This is a genomic window from Variovorax sp. 770b2, from assembly GCF_900115685.1.
Lineage (GTDB): Bacteria > Pseudomonadota > Gammaproteobacteria > Burkholderiales > Burkholderiaceae_C > Variovorax.
In genome coordinates, this window is the sequence record NZ_FOXJ01000002.1 from 410,549 (window position 1) to 423,675 (window position 13,127).

The window sequence follows — 13,127 nt, forward strand, 5'->3', positions numbered from 1 at the left end:
AGGGTTCAACAAAGCGGGCGGCACTGCCGCACCGCTGTTCGTATGCAACGCCGGGCATTCTCCGCACTTGTGCGGTGGCGTTTCCCGATGCAAGCTCGCGGTTGTTGCTGACGAACAGTTCCCCTTGGCCTTCCCGATCTTTCAATGAGCATTGCGCGGTCCGCCTCTTCCCTGCAGCTCGCACGCGAGACGCGTGAGCGTTTCGTATTGGCCACGGAAGGGGCCATCGTCCCGCTGGCCCGCGCGATCCGCGACCGGCTGACGCAGCTGGCTTCCGAGGTGAGCAACGCCCGCGCGATGCAGGAGCATCGCGACGATTTCGTGGCGTTCCAGGGGCAGGCCACGCAGTGGGTGACGCTCGCGCAGACGGGCTGGCGCAAGGCGCTGGGCGCCTCCACGCAAACCGGCGGCCTCACGACCTTTCCCACGGCGCTGCGGCTCGAGCTGATCGGCGACGAGGTGGTCGAAACCAACATCCTCGCCTCGCGCCTGGCGCAGGTGATCCACGACAAGGCGAGCTTCGAGCTCAGCGACCTGCGCCTGCGCATCCAGTCCCTGGAAGGCACCAGCGAGCTCGATGCGAAGGACGTGCTCAAGCCCGAGACGCTGGCCAAGCTCCTGGTGGAGCAGTGGCTCGCGGCGGGCCTCGGCCGCGAGCTCTGGAGCCGCGTGCAGGACACGGTGCAGCAGCAACTGCTCGATGTGGTCGTGAAGGCCTATGAGGGCGCCAATGCTTTCCTGATCGCCAATGGCGTGATGCAGGAGATCGACCTCAAGAGTTTCGTGCGGCGCACCGGCAATGCCGGCAATGCCGGCGGTGGCAACAGCGGCGGCTTCAACAGTTCGTTCGCGGGCGGGGCCGCGCCGACGATGGATAACGGTGGTGGCCAGCAGCGGCCCGGCTTCGGCGCGCAGGCGCCGCAACAGCAGCAGGCCTCCGTGCCGATGCCCGCCGCGTCGTCGACGATCGGCGGTTCCCCGCTGACGGTCGCGCGGCAGCGCGCGCAGACCGCGCTCCTGAGCCTCAAGCGTTTCGTCACCGCGCGCATCGGCGGGGACACCACCACCGTCACCGCCCAGAATTCGATCACGGCCACCGCCCCGGCGGGCCGCGCGACCGGTCCCGGCCCGGGTGGCGGCAATGCCGGCGCCGGCGCCGGTGGCAACACCGCGCCCCGCGCGTTCTCCAGGACTTTCGCCGGCGCCATTGCCGACGCCGAGGCCGCCTACCGCATGGCGGCCACGCAGTACATGGAGGCGTCGGGCGAGCAGGCCACGCTGATCCAGCAGACCGCGGTCGACCTGCGCCGGCGCAGCGCCGAACTCAAGAAGCGCGCACCCACCACGGCCGACAAGGCCACCGTCGAGATCGTCGCGCTCATGTTCCAGGCCATCCTGGCCGAGGAGCGGATTCCGTTCTCGGCGCGCGTGTGGTTTGCGCGGCTGCAGATGCCGGTGCTGCGCGTGGCCATCGCCGAGCCCGAGTTCTTCGGCACGCTGCAGCATCCCGCGCGCATGCTGATCGACCGCATGGGTTCGTGCGTGATGGGCTTCGATGCCGCGGCCATCACCGGCAGCGCGCTCGAAGGCGAGATCAAGCGCGTGGTGCAGGTGATCGAGCAGTACCCCGAGACCGGCCAGCGCGTGTTCAAGCTGGTGTTCGACGAGTTCGTCGCTTTCCTCAATCGCTACCTCACGCAGAGCGACAGCACGCAGCGCGTGATGAGCGTGGCGCAGCAGGTCGAGCAGAAGGAAACGATGGCGATCCAGTACACCATCGAGTTGCGCAAGATGCTCAACGACATGCCGGTGCGCGACGAGATCCGCGAGTTCCTGTTCAAGGTCTGGGCCGAGGTGCTGGCGATCGCCGCGCTGCGCTACGGCGCGCAGGGCGAGCAGACGGTCATGCTCAAGCGCGTGGCCTCCGAACTGGTGTGGGCCGCGAGCGCCAAGCCCAACCGCACCGACCGCGCCCGCGTCATCCAGGACCTGCCGCAACTCCTGCAGCGCCTGCGCCAGGGCATGGCGCTCCTGGGCATCGTCGACGAGCCGCAGGAGGCGCACATCAAGACCATCGGGGCCACGCTGTCCGACGCGTTCCTCTCGAAGACCGAGGCCATTCCACAGGCCAAGATCGAAGCCATGGCCGAGCGCCTGGCGCACCTGGAAGATTTCGTGAGCGACATCGGCGGTACCGCCGACCTGCCGCTCGATGCCCACAGCATCGAACTGCTGCTGGGCGTGGACGCCGCCTCCATCGAGGTGGTGCCCGATGCCGCGGGCGTGCCGGTGCCCGAGGACATGCTGGCCTGGGCGCACGAGCTGCAGGTGGGCAACTGGTTCATGCTGGACCACAACGACCGCGTGAGCCAGGTGCAGTTCGTCTGGCGCAGCGACAGGAAGCAGCTGCACCTGTTCGCGACGGCCGACGGCCGCAGCTTCCTGATCCAGGCGGGCCGATTGGCAACGTACCTGCAGGCGGGTCTCCTGGTGCCGGCCGAGGAAGAGACGCTCACGGTGCGCGCCACGCGCGAGGCGCTGGCGAAGCTGGATGCCAATCCGGAGCGCTTGCTGAACTAGCCGGCTGCTGCCGCTGGCTCAGTGTGCGATACGGCCTTCGCGGCTTTCGCACAACTCGTCGAGCACCAGCGCATCGGGCTCGATGCCGGTGCTCCAGTGCACCATCAGCACGATGATCTTGAGTTCGTCCAGGGCCACCGGATCGCCCGGTGCCGCCATCGCGCGTTCGATCACGATCTCGCGCAATCCGCACGACAGCACGTTCGACGATTCGAGAAAGCGGATGAAGCCGAGGCATTCGGCGCCCAGGTGCTCCTGCTCGGCCTGCGAGTAGACGCGCATGGCGTCGTCCGATTGGGGCAGGGAGGCTTCGGGCGCGCCGCGGAAGCTGACCGTGGCGGCGGCATCGTCGTCGGGATCGAGCTCCAGCTGTATGCCCTGCGTTGCGAGGCTCAGGCCGTCGAGCCAGTGCAGGGCATCGCGAATCTCGTCTGCCTCGAAGCCGTGGGCGCTGAGCTTGCGGCCCAGCTGCTCGGGTTCGGGGCAGGCATCGCCGCGCCAATAGTTTTCGTAGACAAAAACAAGCACTTCGAACATGAGCCCAATATAGCCCACGAATGTGCAAGCCAGGCTAGTGTGTTGCCCCGCAAATGACTGCGGGGCCACCCGCTAGGTGGATGCCATTCGTTGAAAGAGCCCGCCAGGCAGGCGTGAAATGTGCCCGTCCAGTTCGAGTTCGAGCATCCTGGCCTGCAGCGCGGCTGCGCTCCATCCGGTGCGTGCGCTGAGCGCATCGAGGCTCACGGGCTCGAAGCCGAGCGCGTCCAGCAGCGGGTCTTCGCTGGCCGATGTGTCGTTGCCTGCACGGCCGTTCGAGGGCTGGGCACTTGCTGCGCCGTCCGTGCGCAGCGGCGGCAGCTCCTCCAGGATGTCGGCCACCGACTCGACCAGCTTGGCGCCCTGGCGGATCAGCGCATGGCAGCCGCGCGATTGCGGCGAGTGGATCGAGCCCGGAATGGCGAACACTTCCTTGCCCTGCTCCGAGGTGAGCCGCGCGGTGATCAGCGAGCCCGACGCCAGTGCCGCCTCGACCACCAGCGTGCCGCGCGCGAGGCCCGCGATGAGCCGGTTGCGCTTGGGAAAGTTCTGCGTGAGGGGCGGCGTGCCGAGCGGCAGCTCGCTCACGATCAGCCCCTGCAAGGTGATGCGGTGCGCCAGGTCGCGATGGCGCGCGGGGTACACGCGGTCCAGTCCGGTGCCGACCACGGCCACCGTGGCGAGCCGCGGCGCATCGCCGGCGGCATCGAGCGCGCCCTGGTGCGCCGCGCCATCGACGCCCAGCGCGAGGCCCGAGATCACGGGCAGGCCCGCATCGCCCAGCGCGCGCGCGAAGCTGCGTGCGTTGGTGGCGCCTTGCGGCGTCGGATTGCGGCTGCCGACAACGGCGATGCTGTTCTGCAATTGCGTGAGGTCGAAGTCCGATGCGCCCAGCACATAGAGCATCAGCGGCGGGTCGGCCATCTCCAGCAGCGAGGCGGGGTAGCCGGCATCGCCGAGCGTGACGAGGCGGCGGGTGACGCCGCCGATGTCAGCCGTTTGAAGCCACTGCCAGGCCTGGTCGATCGATGCCTGCAGGCCGTGGGGCGGCTGTCGGAGCGCCTCGGCCTGCGCCGTGCTCACGACCTGCCGCAGCGCGGCATCGCCCTGCGCGAAGACTCCTTCGGGCAGGCCGAAGGCCGCGAGCAGCTTGCGCGCGGCGCCGTCGCCGATGCCCGGCGTCAGTGAAAGCCGCAGCCAGCCTGCGAGTTCTGCGCGTTCCAAACGGGTACGGGCGTGGACGTGTGCGCCGGAAAGCCGATCAGGGGTTGACCAGGTAGTCGCCGGCCTTCGGGGTGTCGTTGATCTCGAGCACCAGGGCGTAGGAGACCTTCTCGAAGGTGCGGAACACCATGAGGAGACCGATGCGTTCGTTCGGCAGCTTGATGGTTTCCTTGCGCGCACCGGTGCGGTCCAGGATGGTTTCGCCGTTCTTCAGGATGGCCAGCACGTGGCCGCTGTCGATGCCGTCGCGCGTGCCCTTGTTGATGGCCACCACCTGGTTCTGTGCCGCGAACTGCACCGCGTTGCCGTAGACCGAGATGATGCGGCCGTCGACCTGGGTCGAAGGCGCGCGCGGCGCGTAGCTCAGCAATTGGCGCGGCGGCTCGGGCAGCAGGCGGTCGCCGGCGCGCATTTCTTCGCGCGAGGCCACGATGTCGATGCTGGCGGGCACGACGGTGATGATGTCCTTGTCGTCGACCGTCTCGATGGTGGTCGATTCGCCGCGCTGCAGCTGGGCCTTGCCCAGGTACTGCGCCTCGTAGCCGAGGATCTCGCCCGTTCCGGGGTCCTTCAGCGGCGTGGCGTTGCGGAAGATGCGGAAGTGCTGGACCGGGCCCGGCACTTCGACCAGCGGCGACTCGGGATTGCCGCGGGCGTAGGCCCGGTCGCCGCGCGACAGCAGCACGCGGCTGTCGTTGCCGGCGACGATGCGCGGCGCGCTCTCGAGCGTGTTGGCGTCCACCACGATCGGCTCGCTCAGGAAGGGCTCGATCAGGCTGGGGTTGAGCGTGGGCAATGCCATGCCGGCCAGCGAGTCGAAACGGGTGCGGGGTGACAGCTTGATGGTGCCGCCGTCGCCGCTCACGCCGCCGCGGCGGGTGGTCAGGCGCGCCCGGCCGCCGCTCTTGTCCAGGTAGAGAACCTGGCCGGGGTAGATGCGGTGGGGGTTGGCGATCTCGTTGATGTTCATGCCCCACAGCTCCGGCCAGCGCCAGGGGCGCAGCAGGTACAGGCGGGAAATGGCCCAGAGCGTGTCGCCGGGCTTGACCGTGTACTCGTCGGGCGCCTTGGGCGACAGCTCGCTCAGCGGCACGCCCGCCTGGGCGGTCTGCTGGGCCGTGGCGCGCTGCTGGGGCGTGACGGGGTAGTTTTGAGCCCAGGCCGTGGTGGCGCCGCAACTGCCGATTACCGCCAGGGCGGTCAGCGTGGCGAAGAGATTGGGGCGCTGGCGTTCGGTGGATCTGAGCTTTTTCATGTCTGGATGGGTGAGCGCACGACGTATCGTTGCGCATACGAATCTCACAATTTGCTACGAATTCTGCGCCCGAAGCCCTTGAGAGGGCAACGTTTTCGGGCCCGCGGGGCGCCCGGCGTCGCGGAATTGGCGAAAATAGCCACAACTTCCCCCCGATTTCATGGCCAAACGAATCATTCTGAGTTACCCGGACAAGCGCCTGCACACGGTGGCCAAGCCGGTGCAGGGCGTCGATGCGCGCATCAAGGCCCTGGTCGCCGACATGCTGGAGACCATGTACGACGCCGAAGGCATCGGCCTGGCTGCGACCCAGGTCGACGTGCACGAGCGGCTCGTCGTCATCGACGTGTCCGAAGAGCGCAACAAGCCGATCGTGCTGATCAATCCCGAAATCACCTGGGCGAGCGACGAAAAGGTGCTCAATGAAGAGGGCTGCCTCTCGGTGCCGGGCATCTACGACGGCGTGATGCGTTCCACCTCGGTCAAGGTCCAGGCGCTCGACGAAAACGGCGACATGCGCACCATCGAGGCCGACGGCCTCCTGGCCGTGTGCGTCCAGCACGAACTCGACCACCTGCTGGGCAAGGTGTTCGTCGAATACCTCTCCCCCCTGAAGCGCAACCGCATCAAGAGCAAGCTGCTCAAGCAACAGCGCGAAGAAACGCGCGAACGGGCCTGACCGCCATGACCATGCGCAGCCTCGCTTGCCTTGCGGCGTTGACGGTTCTTGCGGCGATCGCCGGCTGCGCCAACGAGCCCACCCGCATCCAGCCCGGCGCCACCGCCGCCGACACCCTGCAGCGCCTGGGTGCGCCCACCGGCCGCTATCCGCTCAACAACGGCGGCGAACGCCTTCAGTATTCGCGCATGCCGGCCGGCTTCGAGGTCACCGACATCGACGTGGACGCCGCGGGCAAGGTCGTCTCGGTGACGCAGGTGCTCAGCGAGGCGCGCTTCGGCTACGACATCAAGGTCAACCAGTGGCGCCAGAACGATGTCATGGCGTTCTACGGCAGGCCCTACCAGATCGACCGCGTCAGCTCCTTCGACGGCGTGGTCTGGACCTGGCGCTACAAGGCCGTGAACGAGCGCCGCATGCTCTATATCTATATGGATCCCACCGGCGTGGTCCGCCGCTATCACACGGGGGATGACCTCGAATTCGAGCGAGTCCGGGATTGAGCCGGCTGAAGGTCGCCTTTGCGGGCACGCCCGAGTTCGCGCGCGTCGCGCTGGAGGCCATCGCCGCCGCCGGCCATGAGGTCGTGCTGGTGCTGAGCCAGCCCGACCGGCCCGCGGGCCGCGGCATGAAGCTGCAGGCTTCCCCCGTCAAGCAGTGCGCCGTCGCCAACGGCTGGCCGGTGGCGCAGCCGCGCAGCCTCCGCCTGGATGGCAAGTACCCGGACGAAGCCGTCATCGGTCGCGACGCCCTGCAAAAGGCCGCACCCGACGTGATGGTGGTCGCCGCCTACGGGCTCATCCTGCCGCAGTGGGTGCTCGACCTGCCGACGCACGGCTGCCTGAACATCCACGCGAGCCTCCTGCCGCGCTGGCGCGGCGCGGCGCCGATCCACCGCGCCATCGAGGCCGGCGACGCAGAAACCGGCATCACCATCATGCAGATGGACGCGGGCCTGGACACCGGCGACATGCTGCTGCGCGAAGCCGTGGACATCGGCAGCGACAACACCGCGCGCCTGCACGACCGCCTGGCCGCGCTCGGCGGCCGGATGATCGTCGAAGCCCTGGCGAACCTCGGCGGCTTGACCCGCACGCCGCAGCCCGCCGAAGGCGTCACCTACGCCAACAAGGTCGAAAAACACGAGGCGCAGATCGACTGGACCCAGCCGGCCGAGGCCATCGTGCGGCGCGTCCGGGCCTTCGATCCGTTCCCAGGCGCCAACAGCCCGCTCGACGGCGAGACCGTCAAGCTCTGGACCGCGCACGCGGTGCCTGCCGGCGCGCCGGCCGCGCCCGGCACGATCCTGGCCGTCAGCGACACCGGCGTCGCGGTGGCGGCCGGTCATGCGGGCAACGCCGGCGTGATGCTCACCGAACTCCAGCGTCCGGGCGGCAAGCGCCTGCCCGTGGCCGATTTCCTGCGCGGCTTCGACCTGAAGCCCGGGCAGGTGTTCGGCTGATGTTTCTCTCCTCGGCAATCCGCCAGCGCCCCGAATTCCGCAAGGGCATCCGCGACATGTCCTCGGCCGCGCTGGGCATCGGCGCCTGGGGCCTGATGACCGGCGTGGCCATGGTCAAGTCGAACATGAGCGTGGTGGAGGCGGTGGCCATGACGCTGTTCGTCTACGCCGGCAGCTCCCAGCTCGCGGCCATTCCGCTGCTGTTCGCGGGCGCACCGGCGTGGGTGATCCTGGCGACGGGCTTCTGCGTGAACCTGCGCTTCGTGGTCTTCAGCCTGCACCTGCGGCCCTATCTCATGCACATGCCGCGCTGGCGGCGCCTCACGCACGGCTACCTGACGGCGGACCTGAGCTACGCGCTCTTCACGAAGCAGTACCCGGCGCCGCCCGTGACCGCCGCCGAGCAGCAGTCGCAGGAGGCCTACCTCACCGGCAACTACTTCGTGACCTGGTGCTCGTGGATGGGCATGAGCCTCCTGGGCATTGCGCTGGCCAACTTCATTCCGCAGACCTGGGGCCTGGGCTTCGCGGGCGTGCTGAGCCTGGTGGCGATCGTCTGCTCGATGGCGACGACCCCGCTGCGCATCCTGGCCGCGCTGATCGCCGGCGCCACCGCGGTCGCGGCCTATGCGCTGCCGCTCAAGCTAAACATCGTCGTGGCCATCGGCGCCGCGGTGCTGCTGTGCTTCTGGCTCGAGAAGCAGTTCGGGCTCGACCCGAACGCGGAGGACGACAAGTGAGGGGCGCCGACCTGTGGACGATGGGCGTGATCATCGGCCTGGCGCTCATCACGGTGCTCACGCGCTGCTTCTTCTTCATCCTCGACCGCCCATGGGGCCTGCCGGACTGGGCGCACCGCGCGCTGCACTACGCGCCGGCGGCCGCGCTGGCCGGCGTGATCGCGCCCGAGATCGTCATGACGCAGGGCCACCTGATCACCACGCTGCACGACGCGCGCCTGTACGCGGCCATCGTCGGCGGCGCTTACTACTACTGGCGGCGCGGCGTGCTCGGCACGATGCTGGCCGGCATGGCGGTGTACCTGCCGCTGCACCTCTGGGCGCGCTGGTAGGCCTTCAGCGCAGGGCGAGGGCCGTGCGCAGCGCGGCGGCGATGGCATCGGGCGTGACGCGCGGGAGCGTCGCCGCGCGATAGGCATCGGGGCGAACGAGGACGAAGCCTGCGCCATCGAGGCCGAGATGGTTCATGAGCGTCTCGTCGGCTTGCAGCGTCGGCAAGCCGCTGTCTCCGCCGATCGCGAGCAGGCGCAGCGGCAGCGATGCCGTTGCAACCAGCGCTGCATCGGCGTCGGCGCGCGTGGGCGCCAACCACAGGCCGATGCATTGCGTGCCATCGGCCAGCAACTGCATCAACGTCGTCTCGCCGCCATCGGCCCAGCGCAGCGGCAGGTTCTGCATCGAGCGACCGCCTTCGGGCAATTGCGGCGCGGCCGGGTAGTCGTTGGCAACCGACATGCGCCCGGTGTTCAACAGCGCACGCGCGAACGGATGGCGCGCCGCCAGCGCCACCACCGCGCTGCGCAGCAAGCGCTCGGCCGGCGAGCGCGGCGCGAGAAAACGCGCCGAGCGGCTGGTCACCCGCAGGTTCTCTTGCGCGGCGGGCTGCCGTTCCGCGTCGTAGCTGTCGAGCAGCGCGTCGCCCGCCTGCCCCTGCGCGACCAGCGCCAGTTTCCAGCCGAGGTTCGCCGCATCCTGGATGCCGCTGTTGCCGCCGCGCGCGCCGAAGGGGCTCACCACGTGCGCGGCATCGCCGATGAAGAACACGCGGCCATGCCGAAAGCGCTCGAGCAGATGGTCGCGGTAGCCATACGGGCCGATCCACACGAACTCGAATTCCACGCCCGGCCCGAGCTGCTCGCGCAGCCGCGCGCCCGCCACTTCGGGGCGGCTGATGTGGGCCGTGTCGCAATCCTCGGGCATCTGGTAGTCGATGCGCCACACGCCATCGGCCATGAGGTGCTGCCACACGCCGCGGCCTTCGTTGAAGGGCGCGTCGACCCAGGTCCAGCGCTCGGTGGGCAGCGGCTTCCTGAAACGCACGTCGCTGATGCACCAGCGGTCGGTGCTGCGGGAGGCGTGCGCCTCGATGCCCAGCTGCGTGCGGATCGGGCTGTGGGCGCCGGTCGCGTCGATCAGCCGGTCGGCTTCGATCGCGTAGCTGCCTGCGGGCGTCTCGATGCCGATGCGCACGCCGTCGCCGAGCGGCTCGACCTGCGTCACGCGGCTCTTCCAGCGCACGTCGGTCAGCCCGAGTTCCAGGATGCGCTCGACCAGGAACCACTCGACGTAGAACTGCTGCAGGTTGATGAACGGCGACTGCCTGGAGACGCTCGCCGCCTGCAGGTTGAAGTTGTAGACCTCCTGGTCGCCCGAGAAGGTGCGCCCGAACGACCAGGTGATGCCCTTGGCCGCGATGCGCTCATGGATGCCCAGGCGCTCGAAGATCTCCAGGCTCTTCTGCGCGTAGCAGATGCCGCGCGACGAGGCGCCGCGAACGCCGACGGTGTCGTCCTCGTCCAGCAGCACGGCGCGCACGCCGCGCTGTGCGAGGTCGCAGGCCAGCGTAAGGCCCGAGAGGCCGGCGCCGACGATCACGATCGGATGCCGAACGATCTCCTTGCTGCCCAGTTCGGGCGGCGGCGTGAAGGGCCAGGCCGGTAATTCGTAGGCCGGCGCGAACGCGAAGGTTTCCATGGCTCGGCTACAGCGCGTGGGCGAACTCGGCGATGGCGTCCGCCGCCTTCGGGATCAGTTCGGGCTGCCCCGCCAGATAGTGGTTGCCGCCCACGATGTCGACATTGCGGATGCGCGCGCCGCCCGCGGCCATCCAGGCATCGCGCGTGCTCGGAAAGGTCGACTGGTCGCCCGTGTAGGTCAGCAACAGCTTGGGCACCGTGGTGCGCGCGAGGTTGGCCGGCCCGTCGGCCTGCGAGCGCGACGACCATTGCGAGAGGAATGCGGTCAGCGAGGTGGTGCGGCCCATCGCATTGGCCGAGTAGTTCACCTGGCGCGCATCGCCCCACACGCTGCCGGGCAGGCGGTCGTTGGCGTCGAGCGACAGGTCCACGCAGCGCGGATCGGCATGCGTGCGGTAGACGATGAAGGCCTGGTCGCGCGGCGCGCCCGGCGTGCTGCGCAGCAGCGCCAGGCGGTCGATGCACCACTGCTCGATGCGATCCAGCCGCGCCTTCTGCGCCGTGCTGAAACGCGCGAGAAAGTCGCTGTCGTAGGGCATGCGATGGCGCGGGTCGTACATGTCGAGGTCGGAGTCCACCGACAGCGGATCGTGTTCGTCGGTGACCGAAGGATCGATCCAGTCGCGCATCAGCCGCGTGCGGCCCAGGTGCGCGGCGCACAGCGCGATGCCGTCCACCGGTGGCAAATCGCTGGGGTGCAGGTGCGTCGGGTCGCCATCGGGCAGGTGCGTGGCGGTGAGCTTCTCGGCCTGTGCCTGGTAGAAGGCCGCGAGTGCCGCGCCGCCCGAGTTGCCGACGAGGATCACCTTCTCGTAGCCGGCTTCGCGCAGGTGCTGCACGCCGGCGCCCAGGTCCTGGATGGCGCGCTCCATCAGCAGCACCGTGTCGTTGCCCACGAAGCGCGAGTTCAGCCCCATGCAGCAGATGCCGCGTTCGGCCAGCGGGCCGATGAGGTAGTGGCCCATGAAGTTGCTGGTCGGGTGCATCACGATGGCCGCGACCTTCTTCGGACCCGGCGGCGCGCGGAACGCGCCGTAGATGCGCGGACGCAATAGCTGCAGGCCCGACTGGCTCTCCATCGCCGCGCCGGCCTTCACGTCGATGACGGCGAGTTGCAGCTCAGGCATTCGGGGCACCCTTCGCTGCGCGCATTTCTGCCTTGCGCGCAGTCCACGCATCGAGGTCCGCATGTGCATGCCGCGCATGCGCATCCATCTCCGCCTGCGGCACGGTCGGCGTCGTCAGCTCCAGGCGGATGCCGTTGGGGTCGAAGAAGTAGATCGACTCGATGATGTGGTGGTCGGTCACGCCCAGCACTTCGACGCCCGCGCCTTCCAGGCGCGCCTTGGCGGCGCGCAGGTCGTCCACCGAGTCGACGCGCAGCGCGATGTGGTTCACCCACGCGGGCGTGTTGGGCGAGGGCAGCGCGGCGGTGTCGTCGCCCAGGTCGAAGAAGGCGATGTACGAGCCGTCGCGCATCTGGAAAAAGATGTGCACGTAGGGGCAGTACTCGCCGGTGCTCGGCACGTGGTCGCTCTGGATGATGTGGGCGAGGGGCAGGCCCAGGAGGTCTTCATAGAAGTGGCGCGTCTCTTCGCTGTCGCGGCAGCGCCAGGCGAAGTGGTGCAGCCCGCGCACAGGGGGTGGGGCGGTGTTGGCAATCGTCGTCGGCATGCGTGTCTCCGGTGAGCCGTCATTGGGCGATGCCGCGTCTTATGATGCAATCGAAATTAATTCATCGATTGATGAAATAAACATATGAATCTGACCCTGCGCCAACTGCGCGCCTTCGCCGCCGTCGCCGAAGCCGGCAGCTTCACCGCTGCGGCGCAGCAGCTGCATCTCACGCAGTCGGCGCTCAGCGTGCTGGTGCGCGAACTCGAACGCGAGATGGGCGTGCAGCTGCTCGACCGCCACACCCGGCGCGTGCAGCTCTCGGAGGCGGGGCGCGAGTTCCTGCCCTCGGTGCATCGCCTGCTCGGGGACCTGACAAGTGCGGTGGCCGGTGTGACCGATCTGCGTGACAAGAAGAAAGGCTTGCTACGGCTTGCGGCGCCGCAGCTCATGGCCTGCACGCTGATGCCGCGCGTGATCGCGCTCTATCGCGCGGCGTATCCCGATGTCGAGGTGCGCCTGGCCGATACGCTGCCCGAGCACCTGCTCGCGGGCGTCGCGGCCGGCGATGTGGAACTGGCGGTGGGGCAGGACGTGGCGGTCGACGCCACCATCGAGCGCCGCACGCTGCTGCGCGACCGGCACTGGCTGATCTGCCCGCCCGACCACGCCTTCGCCAGGCGCCGCAAGGTGCGCTGGCACGAGCTCGGCCCCTACACCTTCATCGCGCCCACGCGCGACTTTCGCCAGCGCGTGCTGCCCGAGCTCGCCCCGGCGGACCGCGCGCTCATGCTGCGCCCCGGCACCCAGGAGGTGTCGTACATGACCACCGCGCTCGGCATGGTGGCCGCGGGGCTGGGGCTCACCGTGTGCCCGACTTATTCCGCGCCGCTTGTGCGCGCCCATGGGCTGCAGATGGTGCGGCTCGAGTCGCCCGACTTCCACCGCGAGGTGTGCGTCTACCGCGCGGCGCGGCGCGCGCTCTCGCCGGCCGCGGCGAGCTTCGTCGAGCTCCTGGAGCGTTTCGCCAAGGCGCAGCCGAAGGGCTGAAAAGCATCGG

General features: G+C 68.9%; 13 protein-coding genes. 7 read left to right on the forward strand and 6 right to left on the reverse strand.

Annotated features, from left to right (window positions below):
* Positions 1-144 precede the first annotated feature (144 nt).
* Positions 145-2,580, forward strand: a complete 2,436-nt coding sequence (locus tag BM133_RS17460; protein ID WP_093436197.1) for a DUF1631 family protein — start codon at positions 145-147, stop codon at positions 2,578-2,580.
* A gap of 18 nt (positions 2,581-2,598) precedes the next feature.
* Here BM133_RS17460 and BM133_RS17465 read toward each other — a convergent pair whose 3' ends face one another.
* From BM133_RS17465 to BM133_RS17475, 3 genes are all read right to left on the reverse strand, one after another.
* Positions 2,599-3,117, reverse strand: a complete 519-nt coding sequence (locus tag BM133_RS17465) for a Smg family protein (RefSeq protein WP_093436200.1) — start codon at positions 3,115-3,117, stop codon at positions 2,599-2,601.
* Between the two features lie 72 nt (positions 3,118-3,189).
* Positions 3,190-4,341 (reverse strand): DNA-processing protein DprA, encoded by a 1,152-nt coding sequence (gene dprA / locus BM133_RS17470; protein WP_093436203.1) that lies wholly within the window; start codon positions 4,339-4,341, stop codon positions 3,190-3,192.
* 37 nt (positions 4,342-4,378) lie between these two features.
* Positions 4,379-5,596, reverse strand: coding sequence for a LysM peptidoglycan-binding domain-containing protein (locus tag BM133_RS17475; protein WP_093436206.1), 1,218 nt, complete (start codon positions 5,594-5,596; stop codon positions 4,379-4,381).
* Positions 5,597-5,756: 160 nt separating this feature from the next.
* Here BM133_RS17475 and def point away from each other — a divergent pair, with 160 nt between their 5' ends.
* The 5 genes from def to BM133_RS17500 are packed head-to-tail and all read left to right on the forward strand — an operon-like array spanning position 5,757 to position 8,809.
* Positions 5,757-6,275, forward strand: a complete 519-nt coding sequence (gene def, locus BM133_RS17480; RefSeq protein ID WP_093436209.1) for a peptide deformylase — start codon at positions 5,757-5,759, stop codon at positions 6,273-6,275.
* Positions 6,276-6,280: 5 nt separating this feature from the next.
* Positions 6,281-6,778: a hypothetical protein gene (locus BM133_RS17485; RefSeq protein ID WP_093436212.1), complete on the forward strand. Its 498-nt coding sequence runs from the start codon at positions 6,281-6,283 to the stop codon at positions 6,776-6,778.
* The gene (fmt, locus tag BM133_RS17490; protein ID WP_093436214.1) at positions 6,775-7,737 is read left to right on the forward strand and encodes a methionyl-tRNA formyltransferase; all 963 of its coding nucleotides are present in this window, start codon (positions 6,775-6,777) and stop codon (positions 7,735-7,737) included. The genes BM133_RS17485 and fmt overlap by 4 nt, the downstream gene beginning before the upstream one ends.
* Complete coding sequence (locus BM133_RS17495) at positions 7,737-8,477, forward strand: AzlC family ABC transporter permease (protein WP_093436217.1); 741 nt, start codon at positions 7,737-7,739, stop codon at positions 8,475-8,477. The genes fmt and BM133_RS17495 overlap by 1 nt, the downstream gene beginning before the upstream one ends.
* Entirely contained in the window at positions 8,474-8,809 is a 336-nt protein-coding gene (locus tag BM133_RS17500) for an AzlD domain-containing protein (protein WP_093436219.1), read from the forward strand. The genes BM133_RS17495 and BM133_RS17500 overlap by 4 nt, the downstream gene beginning before the upstream one ends.
* Before the next feature lie 4 nt (positions 8,810-8,813).
* On the opposite strand, the gene BM133_RS17505 is transcribed toward BM133_RS17500, so the two are convergent.
* The 3 genes from BM133_RS17505 to BM133_RS17515 are packed head-to-tail and all read right to left on the reverse strand — an operon-like array spanning position 8,814 to position 12,127.
* Positions 8,814-10,451, reverse strand: a complete 1,638-nt coding sequence (locus tag BM133_RS17505) for an FAD-dependent oxidoreductase (protein WP_093436221.1) — start codon at positions 10,449-10,451, stop codon at positions 8,814-8,816.
* Positions 10,452-10,458: 7 nt separating this feature from the next.
* A complete protein-coding gene (locus tag BM133_RS17510) occupies positions 10,459-11,580 on the reverse strand; it encodes an alpha/beta hydrolase family protein (RefSeq protein ID WP_093436223.1) in 1,122 nt (373 codons plus the stop codon).
* Positions 11,573-12,127 (reverse strand): VOC family protein, encoded by a 555-nt coding sequence (locus BM133_RS17515; protein ID WP_177224866.1) that lies wholly within the window; start codon positions 12,125-12,127, stop codon positions 11,573-11,575. Before BM133_RS17515 ends, BM133_RS17510 begins: the two co-directional genes overlap by 8 nt.
* An 84-nt stretch (positions 12,128-12,211) precedes the next feature.
* Here BM133_RS17515 and BM133_RS17520 point away from each other — a divergent pair, with 84 nt between their 5' ends.
* Positions 12,212-13,117, forward strand: coding sequence for a LysR family transcriptional regulator (locus BM133_RS17520; RefSeq protein WP_093436226.1), 906 nt, complete (start codon positions 12,212-12,214; stop codon positions 13,115-13,117).
* Positions 13,118-13,127 lie beyond the last annotated feature (10 nt).

Coding starts and splice junctions, on each gene's coding strand:
- BM133_RS17510 (WP_093436223.1), bottom strand. CDS start 11,580: ATGCCTGAGCTGCAACTCGCCGTCATCGACGTGAAGGCCGGCGCGGCG.
- BM133_RS17475 (WP_093436206.1), bottom strand. CDS start 5,596: ATGAAAAAGCTCAGATCCACCGAACGCCAGCGCCCCAATCTCTTCGCC.
- BM133_RS17485 (WP_093436212.1), top strand. CDS start 6,281: ATGACCATGCGCAGCCTCGCTTGCCTTGCGGCGTTGACGGTTCTTGCG.
- BM133_RS17520 (WP_093436226.1), top strand. CDS start 12,212: ATGAATCTGACCCTGCGCCAACTGCGCGCCTTCGCCGCCGTCGCCGAA.
- BM133_RS17465 (WP_093436200.1), bottom strand. CDS start 3,117: ATGTTCGAAGTGCTTGTTTTTGTCTACGAAAACTATTGGCGCGGCGAT.
- BM133_RS17460 (WP_093436197.1), top strand. CDS start 145: ATGAGCATTGCGCGGTCCGCCTCTTCCCTGCAGCTCGCACGCGAGACG.
- BM133_RS17505 (WP_093436221.1), bottom strand. CDS start 10,451: ATGGAAACCTTCGCGTTCGCGCCGGCCTACGAATTACCGGCCTGGCCC.
- def (WP_093436209.1), top strand. CDS start 5,757: ATGGCCAAACGAATCATTCTGAGTTACCCGGACAAGCGCCTGCACACG.
- BM133_RS17515 (WP_177224866.1), bottom strand. CDS start 12,127: ATGCCGACGACGATTGCCAACACCGCCCCACCCCCTGTGCGCGGGCTG.
- BM133_RS17495 (WP_093436217.1), top strand. CDS start 7,737: ATGTTTCTCTCCTCGGCAATCCGCCAGCGCCCCGAATTCCGCAAGGGC.